Here is a 24389-nt window from a genome sequence, read left to right as displayed (position 1 = left end):
TTCTTTATTTAAAGTCCATATAATCTGCTTGGTACTACTTCTATACGATATGCAAACTTTTCATTAAATTGTCTTAATTGATAATAAACTGTAATTGTTATGTTAAATTATGGTGTGAAATATAATTTGTCATTATTTAGTTAGATAAAGGTCATGAGTATGACAAGTCATTAATATTGATAGTGATAAAGTGTAAATAATAGAGAACTAAAGCTCTAATATTATTCTTATTTCATATTATTAGAGTAAACATTTTAACAATCGTAATGTTTTCCTACATTCATGATTTTAATGAAATTATTTAAAATTTATTGTTTTTATTATCAATATGGTTGAAATTTAATCTATGTGTTTGCTAGTATTTTGACCTTCTAAGAAGTACATAAATACTATTTTAAATGTCAGTGGGGGATATTAGGCTAGTGGTATGAATATTATACAATGACACCTTTGGTGCGATAATAATGTGATTTATTATATTCCAATCATCAATATTGAATTACGTATTTATTGGTTGGTTTGAATTTAAATTTCAAGATTCTATTATTATCACCTAGAGCTTACCGTTAATCATTACACGATTTTGTTGTATTCAACGATTGTGGGAACTGCTCGTCTCTAATGGTTTTCTTTACTTAAAGAAAACTAAATATATGCAAAAAAAACATTGCTTGCTGGCTAATGATCCGGCGGCCATTGCGTGGCTGTCATTTTACGCTGGGTTGAAATTTAACTTCCAAAACGAAACGGACCTGAAAATTTTACGTATGTTTAATATCCTCTATAACTCAAAAATATTGGCTACTAATGCTTTTAAGTTTTCCATAACAACCCTGTTTGGGGCTTCTGCACTTTTGTTCAATGCATCGGCTGTATCTCAGGACGATACTTATGGTATCGGTTTAGATGCAAATCACCATCATAGCTATGGACAAAATATCGCGTCAGAGAAGCGTCAAAATGCTCAAGCAAATACCAAAGCATTGATGAATGCGATGGCTGCCTACCAAAACGCTACAAAAAGCGAAAAAAGTAACTATCTAAATAAGATGATTTCACTAGCAGAAGAGCGTCAGCAACTGTTAACTGAACTAGTAAAATCATCTCCAGCATCTGTGGCTAGTGTTGCGATTACCACCGAAGAGCAACAAGGTATGCCAAAGGAAGTTAAGAAACTTCTAGAGCAAGAACAAGTGCTTGAAGGTGAGCTTGAAGTCTTTTACGAAGACTATGAAGATCACAGCAAGAGTCGTTTACATCATGTACTTAAAACAGCCGATGGAAGTGTAGAGCTGCATATCTCAAACCATGCAAATGTAAAGTCACTGCAATCTGGTTTGAAAGTGCGTGCCAAAGGGTGGAAGTTTGAAGAGATAGGTGAAAATTCTGAGTTATTAATGCTTGAAGATTCTCAGCAAAGTCTCACTATAATGGCGGATGGAAGTAGTGTTTCGACCACAACAATAAGCACCACTACATCAGCATTACCTAACACGCTTGGCGAACAGGCGACTTTGGTCATGCTGGTAAATTTCCAAGATGATGTACAAGAACCTTGGACGGTCGAAGAAGTGACCGACTTAGTCTTTGGATCTGTTAATGATTTTTACAGAGAGAACTCTAACGACCAGACTTGGTTCGCTGGTGATGTGCAAGGCTATTACACATTACCTATTAATTCTGTCTGTGATACCGCTCAAATCTATACAGCCACTAAAGAAATTGCGGCTTCTAACCACTTGGATATAGATAGTTACAGTCGTTTAGTGTTTGTATTCCCTCAAATTTCAGATTGTGGATGGACAGGAAAAGGCACGGTTGGAGGCACGCCATCTAGAACTTGGGTAAATGGTTCTTTGACTTTAAGAACGGTTGCGCACGAATTAGGGCATAACTTAGGTTTACATCACGCTAAAAAGCTTGAATGTGGCGTGGATGTTATTAATGGAGATTGCTATACGATTGAATATGGTGACAGTCTAGAAATTATGGGAACACCTGGGTTTACTGGCCATTTCAATGCCTTTAATAAAGACAGCTTAGGTTGGTTCTCTACAGACTCATCGTCAATCGCTGGTAAAATTGTTGAAGCAACGACAGATGGCAGCTACGTGCTTGAGCCTTATGAAGTTACGCCAGCAGGTGAAGCCAAAGCGGTTAAAATCCAACGTGGCGTTGACGCGACGAGTGGTCAAAAACTTTGGTATTATCTTGAGTACCGTCAGCCTACAGGCTTTGATAGCTATCTTGGCAGTTACCCAGCACTTACATCCGGTGTAACAATGCGATTAGGTACAGAGTCTGATATGAACAGTAGCCAACTTATCGACCTAACGCCTGCAAGCCAAATTACAGATTGGAACGACTCAGCATTATCTGTAGGTTCTAGCTATACCGACGCAGATGCAGGCATCACAATCACTACTGAGTGGGCAGACAGCAGTGGTGCAAGCGTTCATGTTAGTTTTGCAGAGCCGACGTGTACTCAGCTTGAGCCAACTATTTCTGTTACTTCTAACCAGAGTACCGCTATAGTTCCTGGTAGCCAGCAGAGCTACACGGTATCTGTGACCAATAACGATAGTGATAGCTGTTCATCTTCTAATTTCTTAATTGAAGCGGAAGCTCCAGCAGGTTGGACAACAACGGCTGCCACTATCGATTTAGCGCCGGGTGCAAGCGATACGGTAACGCTTGATGTCACTTCGGACGAATTAGCTACGGATGGTACTTATACGATTACTTTCAACGCCTTTAATAGTGTTGATAGCAGTTACTACACTAGTACAACTTCGAGTTATTTAGTCGAAACTCCAGTTGAAGTATGCGAGATGGGGACTCCGCTATTGACCGTGGCTCCAAACCAAAGTGGTGAACTTGAGCCGGGTAGTACAATCAGTTACACAGCGACAGTAACCAACCAGGATAGTGTGAATTGCGATTCTGCTCTTTTCAATGTAGCGCTAAGCGTTCCTAATGGTTGGAATGGAGACAATGGAACAGTCACTTTGGGGCCTGGTGAAAGTAAATCGGTAACACTAGACACAGTAGTTAGTTCAGATGCATCAGATGGCAGTTACAATGTAACGATCTCTGTGCAACATTCGCTAGATTCAAGCTTGAGTACTAGTGAGATGGAGAGCGTTGTGATTGCCGCTTTGGTTGAACCAAATAGCGCGCCTATAGCTTTGGATGACACAATTACGCTGGCAGCGAAAGACCCAGTGGTTATCAATGTACTAGTAAATGACAGTGATCCAGAAGGGGACATCTTAACGGTTATCTCTGTAACACAAGGCGCTAAGGGTACAGTTCAAATTTCAGGTGACGGTCAGTTGATTTATACACCAGCGAAAAACTTTAAAGGTAGTGACAGTTTTAGTTATACCATCAGTGATGGTGATCTAACTGCGTCAGCGTCAGTGAATATTGGTATGACGAGTTCTTCTGGAACAGAAAGCAATAAGGGAAAAGGTAAAAAATAACCTTCGTAAGATCTTGTCCCGTTAAAAATAAAAAGGTGCAATGGTTAAACCATTGCACCTTGATTGCATTACACTTTTATCAAACAAAAAGCCATATAGCCTCAGTATATTAAGGTGCTAGGACGGCTTGCGCATTGACAGTAATTACAGGTTCAACTGCAGGACCACCGTCTTCATCCGCTACTGAGATTATCAATAGACCTCCTGAGCCGGCAGATCTAAATAAATTATCAGCTGAAGCATCAGGTGTTAGCAAGTCAACGCTAAATGTACAATCCATTTCCCCATTTGCTGCAATAGGGTATGGGAAAGATACTGGACAATTACTCGCTGTAATCTCGTAGTGAACGTCACCTTCACCTGCTTGAATAGGAGTACCAGCGATACTTAGTGCATTCAAGTTAACAGGTTCATAAGTTGAAGCATTTGCGATGTTTAGATTCAATGTCAACGACAGAGCAAAACTCAAGTTGATATCTGCTGGTTCATTTAAGAACACAACTTTACCGTTATCCGTATCTGTCACGATTTCAGGAACCACGTCATCGGTTTCACCGGTCACTTCAGCGGTATTCATATGCGGAACGCCCGGTTCACCTTGTAAGAAGACGTCTGCGATTGTACAGAATCGAGTTTCTCCAGGTGCTAAAACGTCGTCGTAGAAGTCACAGTCACCCTGATAACCACCGGAATTAAACAGGATACCAAGTTGCGTATCGTCCAATTCTTTTAGAGTAATACTATCTACAGGCGATGTATTTTCAATAGTAAATGTATAAGTAACATTACCACCAGACTCTGTTACTTCTGCTGGGTTGTCTACAGGAGGAGTTTTAGTCAACTCAATAGCACCCGGACTATTACTAAACGAAACACTCGCCAAACCAGAGTCGCTAGCTTCGTCCGCTTCATCGTCTACTGCAGTGGCTGAAGCAGTATTCTCGAATGCAGGATCTCCAACGTTACCTGTAACGTTTCTTGTATATTGGAACGTACATGAGTCATCGACACCAACATTTCTACCTAGAACTTGATTCATACATGTGGCAGCTTCTACAGAGACATCATATTGATCATCACTAATAGAAGTTATTGTTACATCGTCTTGTGGTGAGGTGTTAGTAATCACAACAGTATAAGTCACAGGAATACCAACGGTGTTCTCTACGATTGAATCTGGATTCGCTTGTTTTGTAACACTAATTGTAGGTGGTACGTTGGTTAGTGATACTACGACTTCATTACTACAGTTTGGATTTGGTGTTGCCACAGTACTAGGTGTAACACAGGTATTATCACCTACAGCATCACCATATTCGTCAACGATGGTAGAACGAACATAGTTTTCAAACAGTTCTGGAGCGTCGACATCTGGTAAATCGCTATCAAGAATTTCAATCTTATAGGTACATTCAAGCCCAACGGCTTCTGGCGGAATGATATAAGGGAGTACTACATCTTCACAGGCGTTTGCTAACCCACTACTCAATAGTGTGTATTTACCTTTGGTTACTCCAACATCATTAACCCCTGGACCACCATTCAATACGAAGGTTTCTGAATCACCATTTGTGCTTGATGACACTTCATCTTCGATTTTTGTTATATATACCTCATTTCCTGTTCCATCAGCTGGGGTGATAGAAATGGTGTAAAGGAATACCTGACCAGGCTCTGTACCCGTTGAAGGGCTAACCGATTTAAAGGTGGTTGGTGGATCTGGTTGAATAAAGATTGGGATGTTGTAATCATCATTACAGTTACATTTTGAAGGAGCTCCAGGGAATGTATCTGTATAATCTTCACAGAGTTCATTTGCACCAGGTTGACGCCAACTTACACAGTTAGGTAAGTTGAGTTGACCATCTTCGTCAGTATCTTGACAGAGAGTTGTTATTGTAGTCTGATGAGTAATAAACGCATCTTGTTCTGCATCCCAACATGAATCCCCGTCTAATTGTGAAGCATTAGTAGAATATTGACCGCCTAAAGTATAAATGTTACATGTGCCACTTCTGGCATCATCTCCCCCGTTACGTTGAAAGTATAAACCGATATCATAACGAGCGTTCGCTGTAGATACTACTTCAAAATCAGCTTCAAAAGTTACGTCTTTACCAGCTACACAGGTTTCTGTATCGGGATCAACTGGTTGACCATCAATGTGTGTTACAACGATATTATTAGCATTTGCGATTTTGATATCGTTGGCTTTACAGGTGAGGTGACTTAAACCTCCCTCTATAGCTCTATCTTCCATACAGATGTCCACTGCACCTGGGTCCTGAGCTAATGCAGTTTGCCCATAAAGACCTGCCGCACCTATAAGCATGGCGCTGAGCAATCTTTTATGTCGGCTATATATTAAATGTTCCATCATCTACCTTCTTTTTTCATTGAAAGTTGATAAAAGGGCGATGTGAGTATCCAATGATGCCAACACTGGATCCGGCATCATTGGACACACTAACTAATGTGCCCCCGTCCCAAGACAGATGCTCCAAAATGATTAGTACATAGTGACAACTCGAAGCTTCTGTCAGTTGCACACTACAGAGCAAGAAATAAACCAAAACATAACTGTCTGATATTTAAGGAAATAGGGTGTATGAAAGACTGTTTTTTAATGATTGTGGTGAACAGTTTGTTAACCAGTTGTTGAAATGGTTTGATTGTAAATTCTAAATACGCTTTTGATTCAATCAGTTAGGATAGAGATAAAACATCACATTAAGTAGGTGTACTGAGTGAACAGGTGTACAGTTGGTTTACAGTTTGGCATGCGACTTCCTATAAGAAGAGATCGGAGGTGTTATATCAATTGCAGATTTGCTGGAATACGAAGGTTGCAGATTAAATTCAGAATAGGCATTCAGATTTCTTTATTTAACTATGTTTAATCGCTGTGCGAATTGTTTGGCTATTAAGCCGCAAAGATCGCATTTTAATCACTTGAATAAAAAAGATAAATTTTTTGTTGACGGTTAATCTCAATAGGTTAAAGTACGCCTCGTTCTCACGGCAAAGGTCGTAGAGAAGATGGTGTTGCCATCGCATGATTGCGTTGCCCTGGTGGTGGAATTGGTAGACACAAGGGATTTAAAATCCCTCGGCGTTCGCGCTGTGCCGGTTCAAGTCCGGCCCGGGGCACCATCAAAAAGATGTGTGGATTGAAAATCCCACCGTCGAGCTGACCGGCCGAGTGTCGGACCATCAAGCACGGCCCGGGGCACCATCTAATCAAATTAGAGAACAAACAATTTAGAAAGGCGCCTTGGCAGAGTGGCTATGCAGCGGATTGCAAATCCGTGGACCTCGGTTCGACTCCGGGAGGCGCCTCCAAAATTCTTAGAACCAGTCTTTATGACTGGTTTTTTTGTACCTGCTGTTTTATGCAGGTGTGCAATTATCGAGTAATAACTCACTTAACTTGTCAGTAAGTTAAGTGAGTTCGATAAACGCGACACCATTCTTGCCATTCTTCTTTATCTCGTACATGGCAGCATCGGCTTTTTGATATATCTCTTCGAAGTTACCCGTACTTGCCTGGAAAATACACACGCCAATACTTAATCCAACGTTCAGTGCGTTTTCATAATCTAGATTTATGATGGACTGCATGGTGGAAGGCACGCAGGTTAAAAGCCGGTCACACAACTCACCCAGTTCTTTTCGAGAGGACTCTTTACATAGGATTACGAACTCATCACCACCGATCCGAGCAATTTGTGCGTCAGTAGGTGTGAGTTCTTTGAGACTGTTCGCAATGCTAATCAATAAACTATCACCCGCGTGGTGACCCAGTTCGTCGTTGACGGTTTTAAAATTATCCACATCGAAAAAGATGAGAGAGCGTTTAATTGATTGGCAAAGGTCCGCATTTTCTTTGAAGCATTTTTCCATGGCACTTCGGTTTAGTAGGCCGGTAAGCGGATCGCTATTAGCAAGTTTTGCCAGTTGCTGCTCGTAGCGTTTTTCATTAGTAATGTCGATGTGGGTACCCATCATACGAAGTGGGGAGCCATCATCTGCATACTCTACAATCCGGCCTCTGTCGGAAACCCAACTGTCAGTCCCGTCTTTATGAATCATGCGGTGGACGACTTGGTAGAGATCAGTCTTTCCTGCAAGGTGATCCTCAAATGCACCAACAGCGAGATCGTAATCCTCTGGATGCAGGTTGTTTTTCCAGGTTTCGACCGTGGCAGTAAGTTCGTGAGGCTGATAACCCAACATTTTACCCCACTGCATGTTGAATATCGTCAATGTGCCGGAGGGGATATGTTGTTCCCACAAACAAAGGCCATTGTTATCGAGTGCGGCGTTGAGTTTTTCTTCTAGGCGAGCATTTTGACGTCGGAGATCTTCGTTCTCTTTTTCCAATTGCTCTATTCGCTTTAAGTACTCTTCCATGTTCCGGGTATGACGGTTTTCGGTGCATTCAATATACGAAACATATCGAAAGTTTTCTATTCGGTATCTTTGAATTAAGGGGAAATATAAGCGAATAGTTTAGAGTATGCTGCTAAATTGGCACAGAAAAGTGGGCTGGAAAGATAAGCGCTCCTGGTGCAAAGTTATGGTGTTCCTTTGCACCGGGACAACTGAGGCTAGCGAGTTAGGGCACCACTTTGCTCAGGTTGGTAGGTAACATTGACTATCTCAATGGTTTTTGTTTGTTTATTTGGCATCGGCCAGTCGAGCTTTTGTCCAATAGCTAGTCCGATTAACGCGCTGCCAACCGGAGCGAAAATTGAAATATCGTCGCTGCTTTTTAGGTCTTGCGGATAGACAAGTGTTCTGGTTAACACCTTCTCATCACCAGAGAACTTAAATTCAACAGTAGAATTCATCCGTACAACGTTGTCTGGCATTTCTTCTGGCTCAACAACGATTGCTCTATCAAGTTCTTCTTCCAGTTTTACTAACTCGGCAGCGACACTTGGCATCTTGTCCAGCATAGCTGTGATTCTATTAATATCTATATTTGATATATAGATAGGGTTGCTTTCTGACATTTTCTGACTCCAAAAACAAAAGGCCGCCTCATAAATATGGGACGGCTTTTATATGTCGAATAGGGTATGTATCACATGAATTAACCACATGAATGAAATCTGATTCTAGTCCTTATAATGCTTATTAGCTAGTAAAAGATTTTTATTGATAAGATTGATTTTTATAAAGAAATCAGAAGGTTCATAAGTGTGAAGGGAGATGAAAATTAATGAATTAAATTGTACTTATTACTGTATTTCAATCATCAGTTTTATGTTCTTAAATTACGGTATTTGATTGATAATAAGCGTAAATACAGGCGTCTACCCCTTTAGGGTAGTTTGAAATTGTAATTGATTTACATCATGTATTAATTTTCTTACACAAATGACAATGGGCTCAGTGATAAAAACCTAACCCTTAGGAATTATAATGAGCAAGTTGAAGCTAGTAGTCATCGGTAACGGTATGGTAGGGCATCGTTACATTGAAGACTTAGTCGAGAAAGCGGATGTCTCCGAGTTGGATATCACCGTTTTCTGCGAAGAACCACGAGTTGCCTACGATCGTGTGCACCTTTCCTCTTACTTTTCACATCACACTGCCGACGAACTTTCATTGGTAAAAGAAGGTTTTTACCAGAAACATGGCATCAATATGTTGATCGGCGAACGTGCCATCAACGTTAACCGTGAAAACCGTATTGTGTATTCAAATACAGGCCGTGAAGTTCAATACGACAAGTTGATTCTAGCGACTGGCTCATTTCCTTTTGTTCCACCTATCAAAGGCCATGAAAGTAAAGATTGCTTTGTTTACCGTACTATTGAAGATCTCAAAGCGATTGAAGCATGTGCGAAGAACAGTAAATCTGGTGTGGTCATCGGTGGTGGTTTACTAGGTCTTGAAGCGGCTGGTGCGCTAAAAGCATTAGGTGTGCAAACGCATGTTGTTGAATTCGCCCCAAAACTGATGGCAGAACAGCTTGACCTTGCAGGTGGTAATCAACTGCGTCAAAAGATCGAGCGTATGGGTGTGAACGTTCACACTAGCAAGAACACGCTTGAGATTGCTCCGGAAGGGGAAAACGCACGCAATGTGATGCGTTTTGCTGACGGCACAGAGTTAGAGACTGACTTCATTGTTTTCTCTGCGGGTATCCGCCCTCAAGACAAACTTGCTCGTCAAATGGAATTGGAAGTGGGCGCGCGCGGCGGTATCGAAGTCAATGACCACTGTCAGACCTCAGACAAAGACATCTACGCAATTGGTGAATGTGCCTCTTGGAATGGCATGTTCTATGGCCTTGTCGCGCCAGGTTACAAAATGGCAACCGTCGCAGTTGATCACCTGTTAGGTAACACTGAAAGTAAATTCCAGGGCGCAGACATGTCTGCAAAACTGAAACTGCTTGGCGTGAAAGTAGGTTCAATCGGAGATGCGAATGGCCGTACTGAAGGTTGTAAGAGCTACGTTTACCAAAACGAAGAGCAAGAAGTTTACAAACGCCTGATTGTCTCTGCAGATAACAAAAAGCTACTTGGTGCGGTGCTAGTTGGTGATACGTCTGACTACGGCGATCTACTGCAGCTCATGCTAAACGAAATCGACCTACCAGAACACCCGGATGCGCTTATCCTGCCTGCACACGCAGGTGCTGAAAAACCGGCATTAGGTGCTGATGCGTTGCCTGAAAGTGCGGTGATCTGTTCATGTTTTGATGTGACAAAAGGCAAAATAGCACAGGCGGTAGCGGATGGTCACCATACATTAGGCGACATTAAAGCCGTCACTGGTGCAGGTACTGGTTGTGGTGGTTGTATTCCTCTTGTGACTTCAGTACTCAACGCAGAGCTTGCGAAATCGGGTATTGAAGTGAAGAACGACGTGTGTGAACACTTTGCTTACTCTCGCCAGGAGCTGTTCCATCTTATTCGCATTGAAGAAATAAAAACGTTCGATGAGCTACTAGAGAAGTACGGTAAAGGCTACGGCTGTGAAGTATGTAAGCCGCTAGCTGGTTCGATTTTAGCGTCTTGCTGGGGTGAGCACATTCTTAAACCACAACTGGTTAAGTTACACGACACCAACGACAACTTCCTGGGTAACATTCAAAAAGACGGTACTTACTCTGTGATTCCGCGTATGGCTGGCGGTGAAGTAACCCCTCAAGCCCTAGGCTCGCTAGCAGCAGTCGCAGAAGAGTACAACTTATACACCAAAGTGACAGGCGCCCAACGTATCGGTCTGTTTGGTGCTCAAAAAGACGATCTTCCAGAGATCTGGCGCAAGTTAATCGACGCTGGTTTTGAAACCGGTCAGGCGTACGCTAAAGCCCTTCGTATGGCTAAGACGTGTGTGGGTTCAACCTGGTGTCGTTATGGTGTTCAAGATTCGGTTGGTCTGGGCTCATTCATCGAAAACCGCTACAAAGGCATCCGTACTCCGCACAAGATGAAGTTCGGCGTGTCTGGCTGTACTCGTGAGTGTGCCGAAGCGCAAGGTAAAGATCTTGGCATCATCGCAACAGATGCTGGTTGGAACATGTACGTGTGTGGTAACGGCGGTATGAAGCCTCGTCACGCAGATCTGTTAGCAAGCGATCTGGATAAAGAAACGCTAATTAAGTACATCGACCGTTTCATGATGTTCTACATCCGTACGGCTGCGCCACTACAGCGTACCTCAGTTTGGATGGAAAACATGGAAGGTGGTGTCGACTACCTACGCGAAGTGATCGTAAACGACAAACTTGGCATTAATGATCAATTAGAAGCAGACGTTGCGAAGCTTGTTGATGAGTACGAGTGTGAATGGACAGCAACCATCAACGACGAATCACAACTGACTCGCTTTGCACACTTTATTAACTCAGATAAACGCGATGAAAACGTTGTGTTTGTACCTGAGCGCGAACAGCACCGCCCGGCGACCTTCACGGAGAAACACCCTGAAGCGAAAGGCGACATCCTACACGTAGCCATGACTGAAGCTTAAGGGAAGGTGGATTATGTCATTTGAAAAAATCTGTCATATCAACGAAATCGTACCGGGTACCGGTGTTTGTGCACTGTTTAATGGTCAGCAAGTTGCGGTATTTCGCCCGACTGAAGCGGAAGAAGTGTTGGCAATTAGTAATACCGATCCGTTTTTCCAATCAAACGTGTTATCGCGTGGTTTGATTTGTCAGCACCAAGGCGAGCTTTGGGTAGCAAGTCCACTTAAGAAGCAACGTTTTAACCTAACCACCGGTGTTTGCATGGAAGACGAAGGTTTTAGTGTGAAAGCGTACAAAACACGTGTTACCAATGGTGACGTCGAGATACAAGCTTAGCGAATGTGCCCTCCTCAAACGAGGAGGGCATTGATTGAATCCTTAGATTTAATAGGTAAAGGCTTCTCGGAGGTCGTTTCTGGGAGGACACCGAGAAATGACCACGACAACCGCGAGTCGTAATTGGGAAGCCTTTCTCTATTCAATCTCTAACTTTTAACTTTCATTTTTGAATAAGGACACGTTCATGTCTACAGACTTTAAACCAGCTGAGTTCGTGCAAACTATGATCAACGTTGGTGAAGCAAAAACCAATACCAGTACTCGAGACCTACTGTTACGCGGTACGATGGCAGGTATTATTCTTTCTTTGGCGGTTGTTGTCGCGATAACGACCATCGTACAAACAGGAATGGGTGTAGTAGGGGCTTTGGTCTTCCCTGTTGGTTTTGTCATCCTAAGTGTAATGGGCTACGACCTGGTTACTGGCGTATTCGGCCTTGCTCCGCTGGCTAAGTTTGCAAACCGTCCGGGTATTACTTGGGGGCGTATTTTCCGTTGTTGGGGTCTTGTCGGTTTAGGTAACCTTATCGGCTCTCTTATCGTAGCTTACCTGGTCGCGATCTCTCTTACCGGTAACTTCTCATTAGAACTCAATGCGGTAGCGAAGAAATTTGTCGCGGTATCAACGGCACGTAGCCTTGGCTTTGAAAACATGGGCATGGACGGATGGATCACCTGCTTTGTACGCGGCATCTTCTGTAACCTAATGGTGTGTTTAGGCGTAATTGGTAACATGACTGCGCGCTCTGTATCTGGTCGTGTAGCGATGATGTGGTTCCCAATTTTCATCTTCTTCGCACTTGTGTTTGAGCATACCGTGGTAAACATGTTCCTGTTCCCTCTAGGAATGATTCTGGGTGCTGACTTTGGTATTGCTACTTGGTTGAACTTCAACCTTATCCCAACCATTTTAGGTAACATTGTTGGTGGCTTGGTGATGACATGTCTGCCACTGTACTTAACGCACGCAAAAACTGCACCTTCTCTAACTGCGGAAACAGAAGTAAAAGCAGAGCCTGCAATGGCTAAATAATTCGCTTGTTATGGTCCCGCTACTTGATGGGTGGGACCATTCTATGCTTTTAACTTTCGCTATATATTTTATAGGTTTAGAGATAAAAAGTAATAACTCCTTAGAGTGGTTTTAGCCCTAAGAGCATAGTGAGAGTGTTACTCTTTATATCTAAATTTCTCAATAGGCCATTTTATGACTACCATTAACACCTCGTTAAACAGCGGTTTTGTTTCACTTGTTGGCGCAGGTCCTGGCGACCCGGATTTGCTCACTGTAAAGGGTTGGAAAGCGATTCAATCTGCAGATGTGGTGGTCTATGACCGATTGGTATCTAAAGATATTTTGTCGTTGGCGAATGCGCGAGCAGAAATGATTTACGTGGGGAAAAAGCTAGATTTTCACTGTGTGCCACAAGAGCAAATTAACCAGATTTTGGTACAGAAAGCACAGGAAGGTAAACGTGTAGTTCGCTTAAAAGGTGGTGATTCGTTCATTTTTGGCCGTGGTGGTGAAGAGTTAGAAGAGCTTGCCGAATACGGAATAAAATACGAAGTGGTACCGGGTATCACAGCGGCAGCTGGCGCAACGGCATACGCTGGTATTCCACTAACGCATCGCGATCATGCGCAAAGCGTTCAATTCATTACTGGTCATGTGCAGAAAGATGGTCGTGAAATTGAGTGGCACTCTTTAGCGCAGTCAAACAACACCTTAGTGTTTTATATGGGACTAAAGCAGAGTGGATATATCATGGACAAGCTCATTACACATGGTTTAGCGCCAGACATGTCATGTGCAATTATTGAAAATGGTACAAGGCCAGAGCAGCGTGTGCTTGTTGGCAAACTGAATGAATTATCTCGTATGGCTGCGCAGGCAGAAAGTCCGGCGCTGATCGTGGTTGGAAGCGTTACGCAACTTCATAACAAGTTGGCTTGGTTCCCCCAAGAGGTCAACGATTAAATTTTGCAGGGGCTGCTTTGGCTTCGCATTTCTTGCTTACGCATTGGCATTTCATCAATTAACTCGTTGATGAATTGCCAGTCTGTCTCTGCGCCCCAGCGATACTTTTCCAGACCATCTTTTCCAAGTAAAATAGCAGTGTATTCACCCTGTTTTACATCATATTTCTTCGATAAAACAGAGACATCCAGTTCCTCTTTAATCCCCTTAGGAAACGTAAAACCATCTTCGGCAATGACCAAAGTGACGATGTCACGTTCTTCAAGTTCACATTCGTTCATTAGTGTTTCAAGTAGGAACTGTTTAACACGGGCATCGTTCGCTGGCGCGAAGAAAAGTACACTGCGATGCGGCCAGTATTGAGCGTAAGAGGGGTAGCTAAAGGTTGTCGGTGATACCAAGCCTAAAAGTAGTATCAAAATGATTGGTTTACTCATGACTGATCCTTTAAATGCTAACACTCTCGTTTATACGTTAAGTTTAGTGGAAATGGCTCATTGTGCTTTTTCGCAAACTGGCTTAGGGTAGGCAGCAAATAAACAACGTATAGAATTAAATGACTTCGGAAAGTAAACAAAAAATAGCGATTCTGGTTGATGTACAGAACGTGTATTACACCTGCCGTGAAGCCTACCGTTGCAACTTCGATTACAACCAGTTTTGGTATGTCGCTACGCAAGGTAAGGACGTTGTCAGCGCGAAGGCTTATGCGATTGCGAGTAATGATCCTAAGCAACGACAGTTTCACCATATCCTCAGAGGTGTTGGTTTTGAGGTAATGTTAAAGCCTTTTATCCAAAGACGTGATGGCAGCGCGAAGGGCGATTGGGACGTCGGTATTACTCTGGATGCAATCGAGATTGCGCCTGATGTCGATACAGTGATTCTTGTTTCTGGCGATGGTGACTTTAGTTTGCTGGTGGAGCGCATTCAACAGCGATACAACAAGAAAGTTACGGTTTATGGCGTTCCGAAATTGACATCGCAAACACTCATTGACTGTGCAGACACTTTCGTTGAAATAGATGAGAATTTTCTGCTTTAAACAGTAAGAAACAACAGATTATGGCTGGAGTGCAAGCACCAGACATGAAAAAAGACGAGTCATTTCAGGCGTACACTTTGTACAATGACTCGTCTTTATTCAAATAGCAATAACTATGATGGGATGATCATTTGTCCTAATACGTAACCTAAGCAACAAGCACCAATCACACCAATCAGACCCACAGACATAAATGAGTGGTTGAAATACCATTTACCAATCTTCGTCGTACCAGATGTATCAAAGTTAACGGTTGCGATATCTGAAGGGTAGTTAGGGATGAAGAAGTAACCGTATACTGCAGGCATCAAACCAATCAACAAGGCCGGATCAAGCCCCAAACCTAAGCCAACTGGCAGCATCATACGTGCCGTTGCGGCTTGCGAGTTTACCACTACAGACACGATGAAGAGCGCAAGTGCAAACGTCCACGGATAGTCGGTTACCATCGCCACAATACCCGTTCTAAACTGAGGCATTGCGTATTGGAAGTATGTGTCCGACATCCAGGCGATACCAAAGATTGCGATGGCAGCCACCATACCCGATTTGAAAACGACACCATCAGGTACTTTACGAGGATCGGTTTTCGTTGCCAGCAGAATAATACCGCCAAAGCAGAGCATCATCATTTGGATAACGACTGCCATGCTGATTGGCTTCTCACCATCGACAATCGTACGAACTTCCGGCCACATCGCGATAACGACAATAACCAAGATAGCCGAAATGAACATAAGTACGGAATTACGAGCACTAGTCGGAAGCACTTCATCTAAAGATGTCGCGGTTGTGGTTAAGATCTTTTCACGCCACACCGGATCTTTCAGGCGATTTTGGTATTCTTCATCGTCTTCTAGCTCTTTACCGCGTTTTAAGCTGTAAAGTGACATAAGCAATGTACCAAATAAGGTAGCTGGCACTGTTACAAGCAGAATTGAAAGCAGAGTGATTTCATGCTGAATATCCGATAACTGCGCTAAGTAGTAAACCACTGCGGCAGAAATTGGAGAAGCCGTAATCGCAATCTGAGAAGCAACAGAGGCCGCTGCCATTGGGCGCTCGGGACGAATACCATTTTTCAGTGCAACGTCACCAATGATTGGCATGATCGAATACACCGCATGGCCAGTACCTAGCAAGAAGGTCATAAAGTAAGTAACAAAGGGAGCAATCAGAGTCACGCGCTTAGGGTTCTTACGCAGCACGCGCTCCGCGACTTGAAGCATGTATTTCAAACCACCCGCAGCTTCTAGAATTGATGCACAAGTAACCACGGCTAATATGATTAACATTACGGTGACGGGAGGAGAGGTCGGCGGCATCTTAAAAATGAAGACTTCTATCACCAGACCGATACCAGAAACGACCCCAAGGCCGATACCTCCATAGCGTGAGCCGATATAAAGCATCACGAGCAAAAACAGAAACTCTAGATACAGCATGAGCAGATTTCCTTATTCAAAACAATTGCTTCCATTGTTTATCTATTCTCAGGAAAAGTACTTTATGTTGTTCACATTACCTTAGATGACGCAAAGTAATGTTTAAGAACGAGTATTAACTCACGCTACAGACTCCATCTGTTAATGTACGTTTATCGATGTGTATGAATTGTGTTTACTATTTTGACGAGCTAAGGCATAAAAATGCGACGCACTTTAAATATATGTTGTGATTTAGCCTGATTTTTCGTAACCAAGTATGTCTGGATAGTCATTGTCGGGACTCACTTTCATGGAATTCGTATGGCTTCATGTATCAATGATAAAGAGAATGGTTTGCATTTGAATTAATGTTTGAGTATAAAGATACAGCCCATATACCATCAAACTGAATAGTCATGTCCGAATCATTCTTCCCACAACTTTTCCAAGCCACAAATGCGATAACGCCGTACCTGCATGGTGATTTAGGGAGCATAAGCGAAGGCGAGATTCATACTGATAACGACATTAACCCAATCATTCAGGATTTATATCAGCAGCTATCTGAAGCTTTTCCAGAAGCGGGCAGAACTTACTGGCTGACCAGAACATGGGATTTATTGTGTTGGCAACCAGTCTATGTGGCCTTGATATCCATATACCACTTTCATTCACTACCCAACCTGTATGGTATGGCTCAATCCGTTAAACCCTGTTTTGTCAGCGGTTATCGTTTTCAAGATGAAACACTTGTTCAGGGCGATCATCAGACGCTGATAAACACTGCTGGTGCACAGATAAAATCACTTTTCGACTACTATCAAAATCAAATGAGTGAATGGACCCGTATTCGACCGGGGTTTACCCATCAATTAATCTCAGACGGTATTTTGGTTGGGTTAATGCGATTGCAGCAGCACTTTCCGCAAATGACAAACGCCATGATAAGAGAGCATGCCGTGTTATGGCTTCAGGCGCTTGATCTGGATACCAACAACGCGCTGTCACTTTATGAACCGTCTGTGGCTCTACCATTGAAATTAGTGAGAAAAAGTTGCTGTCTGGTTTATAAATGTGAAGGTAGAAAACTTTGCGATAATTGCCCTAGATTGGCAGAAAACAAAAAGCTTATTGCGGTGAAAAGTGACGAAAATCAACTTAGTTAATTGTTAATTAGTATAAGTTCTTTCTATATAGAAAAGCCGCTATAAGCGGCTTCTTTTATGCTTCGTCACTGACTTGCGTGTTTACGCTCTGCTCAGCTGACTCGGTCACTTGGTTTTGTTCTTCAGCTTCCATTTTGGCTCGCTCAGCCTTTGAAATATAGCGAGGCTTATTGCTCTTATGTAGCTTAGCGTTATGCTTTTTCTGTTTTGCCTTTAAGATTTGATTGATTTTCTTCTTGCGGTTCATGGTGCTGGTCCTTTAATTTAGCGAGGCAGGATAGTGATTTTTCCACTAAGTTACAACTTTAATGGGTTTCTGATTTAAAAAACCTGACCACTGAGCGACCGTCACTAAGTCTATTGAGTATAAATAGATTCTAATATCTAAACGTTTAATTTGGTTAATGTAATGAGTGATATTTTACTCGGCAAACTTGCCACCGAATTTAAAACCGTCAAAGCGATGGTGGAAGTGTATTGTCGGGCTAATCATGGTTCGAAAGGTGAGCTTTGCACTGAGTGCCGTGATTTACTGGATTACGCAGAAATGCGTCTTGATCGGTGTCCTTACGGCGAGAATAAGCCGACTTGCAATAAATGCCCAATCCACTGTTATAAACCTGAGCCGAAAGAACAAATGCGCTTAATAATGCGCTATTCCGGCCCGAGGATGCTGCTGAAACATCCTGTGTTAGCGATCAGACATTTGCTTCACGAAAAGCGAGGCGTTCCAGACAAACCTGCTGCAAATGCATCGAATCGTTACAAGCGGCGGAGTAATTAAAAAACGAGAGCGACTTGCTCTCGTTTTTTGTATTCAGATTTTAGTAATAAATGATCAGAGACCAGCTGCCATTTGTTGTTTGGTTTTACTCGCCGCCAATAACATGTAAATACATGTCGCGACTAAAGTGGCAAATAAGTAACCTAACAAACCATGTACCTGACCCATGAAGCTGTCAGCTACGACAGGGCCTGCTACTGACCCGATGCTGTAGCTAAATAGCATTACTTGAGTCGCTGAAACAATAAAGCGCTCGTCTAGCCCTGCACAGCCTAAGTTGATCGCAACCGGGTATAGAGCGAATGTCGCTGCACCCAATAAGAAAAGCGATGCAGCAAGTACCGCCGTTGACGTTGAAATAAACGTGATACCGATAGAAAACATGCCTAACAGACAGAAAAATGCCATTAGTACTGTACGGCTCATGTACTTATTCAACGCTGTCACTAACGGTTGCACTGCCATACCACCTAGGATCACTAATGCCATTAATGTTCCAATTTCTTGGTGGCTGATTTGACGATTAATCAACTCAAGAGGCATCAGGCCATAAATCGCACCTAGTGTTAAACCAGAAACGATGCAGCCGATGATTGCCGCATGATTAAGCTTCATAATTTGTTTAAATGACAACGCAGTCGATTCGTGGCTGTTTGGTTGTTCACAGTCAACAAACTTAAGTACCAGTATTGCCATTAAGATTAACGTCGTGATCGCGATGAAAGGAACACCACCGCTCACACCGAGTACGCCAATACCGAATTGACCTAAGGCTGAACCACCATAAAGTGATAGCATGTACAAGCTCAGACGCTTTGCACGTGAGGTTTCGTCACCAGACATTAGCCATGACTCAACGATCACAAAAACGCCAGCAACAGCGATGCCCGCGATAAAACGCGCGCCTAGCCATACAAAGCCGTTTGCAAATACAGGCATTGCAACAATCGTTAGCGAGAAAGCCATCAAGCAAGCAATAAACGCGTTTCTGTGTCCAACGGAACGTACAATGCGTTCAAAAAAGATAGCACCCGTTAATAAACCGCCATAAAACACGCTTGCCAACCAACTCGCGTAGTCCGCAGAAATGTTGTACTCACCAAGCATTAAAGGTATCAGGCTCATTAAATAGCCAGAAGCCACCGCATATAGAGATAATGCGATGACAGGAACGGTGACACGTGGTGATGCTGGAAGGAAGGCTTTGTTTTCCACTGCTTTGCGCCTATTAGTTTATGTTTTACGGGTAGTTTATGGGCGCGAATATGAAGCTAATTATTTTGCAAGTAAAACGATAAATTTGAGTCGTATCGACAAATATTCTTTATCAAAAAGAGGTGGGATTTTGCGGAATAAAAAGCCAGCTAAAAGAGGTAGCTGGCTTGATAGGTCACTTAGTAACAGCTTGATTTAGCCACTGTTCGAACTGAGATTTAGGTAGCGCTCCGTTGAGTACATCAACACGCTGTCCGTTTTTGAAAACCATGATAGTTGGAATACTGCGAATGCCAAATTGAGCCGCAAGCTGTTGTTGTGCTTCTGTGTCAATTTTGACAAAACGAGCCATTCCCGCTTTTTCCTCTGCGACATCTGAGAAAATAGGTGCAAAACCAACACATGGGTTACACCACGGAGCCCAAAAATCAACGACAACTGGAGTAGGGCTTTGTAATAGAGCGGAAAAGTTTTCCGTTGTCCCTTCTATAGGCGCACCATCTAAAAGAGAGCTTTTACATTTACCGCAAGTCGCATTTTCTGCAACGCGCTCGTTGGGTACACGATTTAAACCGCCACATGATGGACAGCGAGTTTTAAACGATGACATGACTTCTTCCTTTATGACAACTTTGTGAAAACTTGACTTATCAGTCAGCTCCATAAAGCGTATAATTTTCTTCTTTACTTTGGACTTGCTACGAACTGGCAAGTCTTTATTTGAACCTACTTAGGTTCTAAGAAACTTAACTAAATTACAACAATAAATAGGTCTGTGATGTCAAATTACTACGCTGAAATTACAGGTTGGGGAAAATGTGTACCGCCAACTGTACTTTCTAACGATGATCTTAGTACATTCCTTGATACCTCTGATGAGTGGATTCGTTCTCGCACTGGCATCGAAAACCGCCGCATTAGTCACGTAAACACTTCTGACATGGCAACAGTCGCCGCAAAGCACGCGTTAGCTCGTGCTGGTGTTGATGCGAGTGAGGTTGACCTGATTATCGTCGCGACGTGCTCACCCGATTCCCTAATCCCTAATATTGCATCGAAAGTTCAACAAAATCTGGATATTCGTTCTGCTGCATCTTTTGATTTAAATGCTGCCTGTACCGGCTTTGTGTACGGCCTGGAAACGGGCACGCGTTTGATTCAATCGGGAAATTACCGTCACGCTATTATTATTGGTGCTGAAAGGCTTTCTTTCTTCATCGATTGGGCAATGCGTGATACTGCCGTTTTGTTTGGCGATGGCGCAGGCGCTGTTGTTTTATCTAGAACTGACAAAGAGACTGGACTGTTACAATCGAAAATCGGTTGTGACGCAAAAGGGCGCGACATACTTGCTGTGCCTAAGTTTGGTTCTTGTATGGATCGCTTTGCGGAAGATAACGGTTTCTGGGACTTCAACTTTGTAGGACAAGAGATCTTTAAACGCGCAGTGAAGGGCATGGGCTTAGCTGCGAAAAACGTGCTTAAAGAATCTGAGCTCACAACCGAACAAATTGATGTCGTGATCCCTCACCAAGCTAACATTCGAATCATCCAGACCTTGTGTGATCTTTCGGGCATCCCACAAGAGAAAGCGTTTGTGAATATTCATAAGTATGGCAATACCTCAGCAGCAACGGTGCCAATTGCATTGTGTGAGGCGTTAGAGCAAGGGCGAGTCAAGCCAGGCGATAACTTGCTTTTAGCGGCTTTCGGTGCCGGTCTAACATGGGGTGCCGCCGTTCTTAAATGGGGTGACCGCGTAACGCCAATTGCGGAAAGTGACGCAGCGTTACCAGAGTGCGATAAATCCGCACTAGAATTACTAGAACGTGCAATCCGACTGTGTAACGAGCGTCGCCGTACCGAAGCATAATCTGATTCATTAAGAGGGAGCAAATCTGCTCCCTTTTTTATGCCTCTAAGACATAAACCCAAGATTCGAGTCTGCAAAGTTGCGGATATTAGGAAATACATACTCCAATGCAGCGTTATCGCTGACACCCATCCATTGAGCAAGTGTAGCGCCTACTTGGTCCGCCGCTAGTTTCGGAATAAGTCTGCCTCTTGAATAGTCGTCCTGTCCCCCCAGAACTAACTCGGGCCATGTACCGATAGGCTGGTTGCTGTTGACAGCGCCACCCAACAGCAGTTGATGTCCGCCCCAACCATGATCCGTGCCATTTCCATTACCCGTCATCCGACGGCCAAAATCAGACATCGTAAAAGAAGTGACATTTTTGCTCATCCCCAGTTTATCGAGCGACTGATACATGGCGAATAAATTTGTGGCTAAATCCTCTAATAACACCGGGTGTCTTGCGAGTTGTGAATCGTGAAGGTCATACCCGTTGTGCTTTACAAAAAATATTTGCCGTTTTTGGTTCATATCATTCTGGCTGGCAATCAGCTTGAATACCGTTTGCATTTGTTTGCCAAGTTCAGATGACGTGAAAAGTGGAGAATCTTGTATTTGGTTTAGCTGCTCAGAAAGTACGTGACTCATCGTCATCGACTCGTTAATCATGACATGAAAGTGACCACTGAAAGGGTTATTCGTACTTCCAGACAGTAATTGATTGTAAATCCCCTTGTAGACGAGATTATCGAGCGCGGACAGTTTAACGACTCGGTCCTTTTTTAATACTGTCTGTCGATGCTCCATCGCCCTTAACCAAAGTGACTCGCCATAGACACTATAAAGGGGAGTCACTTCAGCGTTTGAATTTAACACGTCTAAGATGCGGCCAGCCCAGCCCAAATTACGTGATGCCTCCATTCCGCCTCGCAGCCAGGAATCCGTCTGAGAGTTGTGAGAGAAAAGCTGTTCAGGTAAGGGTAACTCGCCAGATTCAATAGCCTGTTTGGTAAGAGGTTGCTCGAGTATGCCAGTATTGACGGCAATGTTCGCGTCACCACGCTCAAAAAGTGAAGAAAGCGCACCAAGCTGAGGATGTAAACCCAAAGGTACCTTTCTGCCATTTGTGTCCAATACACTCAGTCCGGTAGGGACAATGGCATCTTTGGGAACGGCTAACGCACCTCTCACGTCTGAATACTGCTTATAGTGAAAATCTGACAATGGCAAAACCGTATTAATGGCATCATTTCCGCCCATTAAGTAGACACAAATAAGGGCGCGAAAGTCGTTTGTTGGCGAAGCGAGTGAATAGGCAGGCAGCCCCAACGATGCAAAAGCCCCAAGGGATGCAGATCCTTTAATAAAATGACGTCGTGAATGATCCATCGTTCACTCCTAGTATTGAAGATAAAATTCTTCGCCTGAAATGGCGGTGAAGATAACGATTGAGAGCTTTGCTTTGGGCACATACTCGGATGGATAATCGTCTAGCACGTTAAGCATAAGTGTTATTAGCTCAGAAGATGCTGTACCAGCGAAGAACCGTTGATTGATTTGTTCGACGAGTGCTGGATGATCATCAAGCAGCGCATACAGGCCATCGAGGTTAAGTGAGTATGTGTTATCGCCTCCATCCCGGATATCGGTAAGCATAAAATTAACGATATCGGTATAAGCTGACCAATTAAGTAACTGATACTCTGGTGACACCATCGAAGACTGCATAAATTCGCTCGATGGCTGGTAATCTGGCGAGTAGAAGTTAAATACTGAAGGTGCGCGCAGTGGACCTTGGTTGGCGATATTCATAACGGTCGTCGCATCATCATATCGCGCACCTTTCAGAGTAAAGCCTGCGGCGCGATGAAAATTGGTCAGCACCAAAATAGGCTCTTTGACTTTTTTAGGTTGACGTTCAGTCCGCAGCGACGCTTCTTCATCCAGTAATATCGCTTTCATTACCGCGCTTAGATCCCCTTTGATTCCTTTACCATTGTCATTAAAAACCGTAGAAATACGGGTTACATAGTCAGGACTTGGATTGGAGGTAACGAAACGTTGGATTAATCGTTTTGACACAAATGGCGCGATATTAGGATGGGACATCAAAATATCGATGACGCGGGATAGTTCCTCCTGACCAGTGAGCCCTGCCGGGAGAGTAGTATCTAAGATCTTCTTTTCGCCAGAGTCATGCAGTTTATTAATGACTTGCATAGGCTCCACAAAGTCAACATCGCTGCTTTTCCATCCGGTTAAAGCACGGGCAAGTTCCTGAACATCATTTTGTGTATAGCTCGGGATAGGTCTACCAGTATTGTTATCAACGACCGTACTTCCATCCATATTCAATTTGAATAGTCCGAGCGTGAACAACTGCATAAGCTCTCGGGCAAAGTTCTCATCTGGCAACGCACCGGTAGACGGGTTTTCTTTAGCACTTCCCATCATTGACAGGTAGTTTCCCATCACGGGATGCGTTGCGACTTCAAATAACAGATCGCGATAATTACCAAATGCGTTTTTTACAAGCACATCGTAGTAGTTCGCTAAGCCAGCAGGTTTGCCAGACAGTACGCCTCCATAGCGGGAAACTACCAATATTTGACTGAGTGCAAAGGCCATTCGCTGCCTGAGTTGGTCTTCGGAACTGATGACGATTTGGTACCACGCATTTTCACGGTTGGCTTGTGCACCTTTGGTAAAAGGCGTGTTGAACAGAGGTTCATGATACGTAGGAGGGAGCTTCATTTGCTGATTGACCCAGCCTTCGACGCCTAGCTTTTCGAAGGTCTTTATAAGAGCGGGTGTGGGGCCAAACGTGGTTTGATAAAGAATACGGGCAGTACCATCTGACGTTTTACTTGCTGAATAAACAGGTTGTATCGAACACACAAGTGCCACAAACAACCCCAAAAACCAATAAGACATTCCATTCTTTATATGACGTATCATCACAGACTCGCTTACCTGAGAAAGAGTATTAAGTAATCAACTTAGTGAGCGAGTATAGAGGTCTGGATTCACCTAAAAAAAGCGTTCTGGGTGAAATTAGTACTATTTTGGGTAATTGAAGGTGAGTAGGCGGCATGTACT

At 43.3% G+C, this 24389-nt stretch carries 19 protein-coding genes and 2 tRNA genes; 11 read left to right on the top strand and 10 right to left on the bottom strand.

The annotated features are described in order from the left end of the window. Positions 1-653: 653 nt before the first annotated feature. Positions 654-3485: an Ig-like domain-containing protein gene (locus tag DBX26_RS16940; RefSeq protein WP_254063601.1), complete on the top strand. Its 2832-nt coding sequence runs from the start codon at positions 654-656 to the stop codon at positions 3483-3485. A gap of 109 nt (positions 3486-3594) precedes the next feature. Here DBX26_RS16940 and DBX26_RS16935 read toward each other — a convergent pair whose 3' ends face one another. Beyond that, positions 3595-5817 carry a hypothetical protein gene (locus tag DBX26_RS16935; protein ID WP_254063600.1) on the bottom strand — a complete coding sequence of 741 codons (2223 nt, stop codon included), beginning with the start codon at positions 5815-5817 and terminating at the stop codon, positions 3595-3597. 734 nt (positions 5818-6551) lie between these two features. Between DBX26_RS16935 and DBX26_RS16930 the strand changes: the two genes are divergently transcribed. Both DBX26_RS16930 and DBX26_RS16925 read left to right on the top strand, forming a co-directional pair. Continuing rightward, a tRNA-Leu gene (locus tag DBX26_RS16930) sits at positions 6552-6638 on the top strand. A gap of 115 nt (positions 6639-6753) precedes the next feature. After that, a tRNA-Cys gene (locus DBX26_RS16925) sits at positions 6754-6827 on the top strand. A gap of 99 nt (positions 6828-6926) precedes the next feature. On the opposite strand, the gene DBX26_RS16920 is transcribed toward DBX26_RS16925, so the two are convergent. Both DBX26_RS16920 and rnk read right to left on the bottom strand, forming a co-directional pair. Continuing rightward, on the bottom strand, positions 6927-7898 hold the full coding sequence (locus DBX26_RS16920; RefSeq protein WP_118120111.1) for a sensor domain-containing diguanylate cyclase: 972 nt from the start codon (positions 7896-7898) through the stop codon (positions 6927-6929). 197 nt (positions 7899-8095) lie between these two features. Continuing rightward, a complete protein-coding gene (rnk, locus tag DBX26_RS16915) occupies positions 8096-8503 on the bottom strand; it encodes a nucleoside diphosphate kinase regulator (protein ID WP_014234174.1) in 408 nt (135 codons plus the stop codon). 412 nt (positions 8504-8915) lie between these two features. Between rnk and nirB the strand changes: the two genes are divergently transcribed. From nirB to cobA, 4 genes are all read left to right on the top strand, one after another. Continuing rightward, positions 8916-11480: a nitrite reductase large subunit NirB gene (nirB, locus tag DBX26_RS16910; protein WP_014234175.1), complete on the top strand. Its 2565-nt coding sequence runs from the start codon at positions 8916-8918 to the stop codon at positions 11478-11480. A gap of 13 nt (positions 11481-11493) precedes the next feature. After that, positions 11494-11817 (top strand): nitrite reductase small subunit NirD, encoded by a 324-nt coding sequence (gene nirD, locus DBX26_RS16905; protein WP_014234176.1) that lies wholly within the window; start codon positions 11494-11496, stop codon positions 11815-11817. Positions 11818-12004: 187 nt separating this feature from the next. Next, positions 12005-12853, top strand: a complete 849-nt coding sequence (locus DBX26_RS16900; RefSeq protein ID WP_020334836.1) for a formate/nitrite transporter family protein — start codon at positions 12005-12007, stop codon at positions 12851-12853. A 174-nt stretch (positions 12854-13027) separates the two neighbouring features. Then, complete coding sequence (gene cobA, locus DBX26_RS16895; RefSeq protein WP_118120109.1) at positions 13028-13798, top strand: uroporphyrinogen-III C-methyltransferase; 771 nt, start codon at positions 13028-13030, stop codon at positions 13796-13798. Here cobA and DBX26_RS16890 read toward each other — a convergent pair. Next, a complete protein-coding gene (locus tag DBX26_RS16890) occupies positions 13795-14235 on the bottom strand; it encodes a DUF4174 domain-containing protein (RefSeq protein ID WP_118120107.1) in 441 nt (146 codons plus the stop codon). The two genes, cobA and DBX26_RS16890, sit on opposite strands and share 4 nt — an antisense overlap. A 119-nt stretch (positions 14236-14354) precedes the next feature. On the opposite strand from DBX26_RS16890, the gene DBX26_RS16885 reads away from it, so the two are divergent. After that, a complete protein-coding gene (locus tag DBX26_RS16885) occupies positions 14355-14843 on the top strand; it encodes an NYN domain-containing protein (protein WP_014234180.1) in 489 nt (162 codons plus the stop codon). Between the two features lie 113 nt (positions 14844-14956). Here the strand turns inward: DBX26_RS16885 and DBX26_RS16880 are convergent, their stop codons facing one another. After that, positions 14957-16288 (bottom strand): anaerobic C4-dicarboxylate transporter, encoded by a 1332-nt coding sequence (locus tag DBX26_RS16880; protein ID WP_014234181.1) that lies wholly within the window; start codon positions 16286-16288, stop codon positions 14957-14959. A gap of 398 nt (positions 16289-16686) precedes the next feature. Between DBX26_RS16880 and DBX26_RS16875 the strand changes: the two genes are divergently transcribed. Continuing rightward, positions 16687-17436 carry a siderophore ferric iron reductase gene (locus DBX26_RS16875; RefSeq protein WP_118120105.1) on the top strand — a complete coding sequence of 250 codons (750 nt, stop codon included), beginning with the start codon at positions 16687-16689 and terminating at the stop codon, positions 17434-17436. A gap of 55 nt (positions 17437-17491) precedes the next feature. Here DBX26_RS16875 and DBX26_RS16870 read toward each other — a convergent pair whose 3' ends face one another. Beyond that, positions 17492-17683 (bottom strand): DUF2986 domain-containing protein, encoded by a 192-nt coding sequence (locus DBX26_RS16870; RefSeq protein ID WP_014234183.1) that lies wholly within the window; start codon positions 17681-17683, stop codon positions 17492-17494. 162 nt (positions 17684-17845) lie between these two features. On the opposite strand from DBX26_RS16870, the gene DBX26_RS16865 reads away from it, so the two are divergent. After that, positions 17846-18220: a nitrous oxide-stimulated promoter family protein gene (locus DBX26_RS16865; protein ID WP_020334839.1), complete on the top strand. Its 375-nt coding sequence runs from the start codon at positions 17846-17848 to the stop codon at positions 18218-18220. Between the two features lie 54 nt (positions 18221-18274). On the opposite strand, the gene DBX26_RS16860 is transcribed toward DBX26_RS16865, so the two are convergent. Together DBX26_RS16860 and trxC are read right to left on the bottom strand one after the other, a co-directional pair. Continuing rightward, positions 18275-19435 carry an MFS transporter gene (locus DBX26_RS16860; RefSeq protein ID WP_118120103.1) on the bottom strand — a complete coding sequence of 387 codons (1161 nt, stop codon included), beginning with the start codon at positions 19433-19435 and terminating at the stop codon, positions 18275-18277. Positions 19436-19610: 175 nt separating this feature from the next. Further along, positions 19611-20045 (bottom strand): thioredoxin TrxC, encoded by a 435-nt coding sequence (gene trxC / locus DBX26_RS16855; RefSeq protein ID WP_118121220.1) that lies wholly within the window; start codon positions 20043-20045, stop codon positions 19611-19613. Between the two features lie 168 nt (positions 20046-20213). Between trxC and DBX26_RS16850 the strand changes: the two genes are divergently transcribed. Continuing rightward, entirely contained in the window at positions 20214-21308 is a 1095-nt protein-coding gene (locus DBX26_RS16850) for a ketoacyl-ACP synthase III (RefSeq protein ID WP_014234187.1), read from the top strand. Positions 21309-21353: 45 nt separating this feature from the next. Here DBX26_RS16850 and DBX26_RS16845 read toward each other — a convergent pair whose 3' ends face one another. Then, entirely contained in the window at positions 21354-22679 is a 1326-nt protein-coding gene (locus DBX26_RS16845) for a DUF1501 domain-containing protein (RefSeq protein WP_118120101.1), read from the bottom strand. Positions 22680-22688: 9 nt separating this feature from the next. Beyond that, a complete protein-coding gene (locus DBX26_RS16840; protein WP_162889739.1) occupies positions 22689-24248 on the bottom strand; it encodes a DUF1800 family protein in 1560 nt (519 codons plus the stop codon). Positions 24249-24389: the final 141 nt, after the last annotated feature.

The sequence above is a fragment of the Vibrio sp. dhg genome, assembly GCF_003443775.1.
In the GTDB taxonomy this organism is placed as follows: domain Bacteria; phylum Pseudomonadota; class Gammaproteobacteria; order Enterobacterales; family Vibrionaceae; genus Vibrio; species Vibrio natriegens.
The sequence above is the reverse complement of the archived record's forward strand: the minus strand, read 5'-3'. Positions and strand labels throughout refer to the sequence as shown.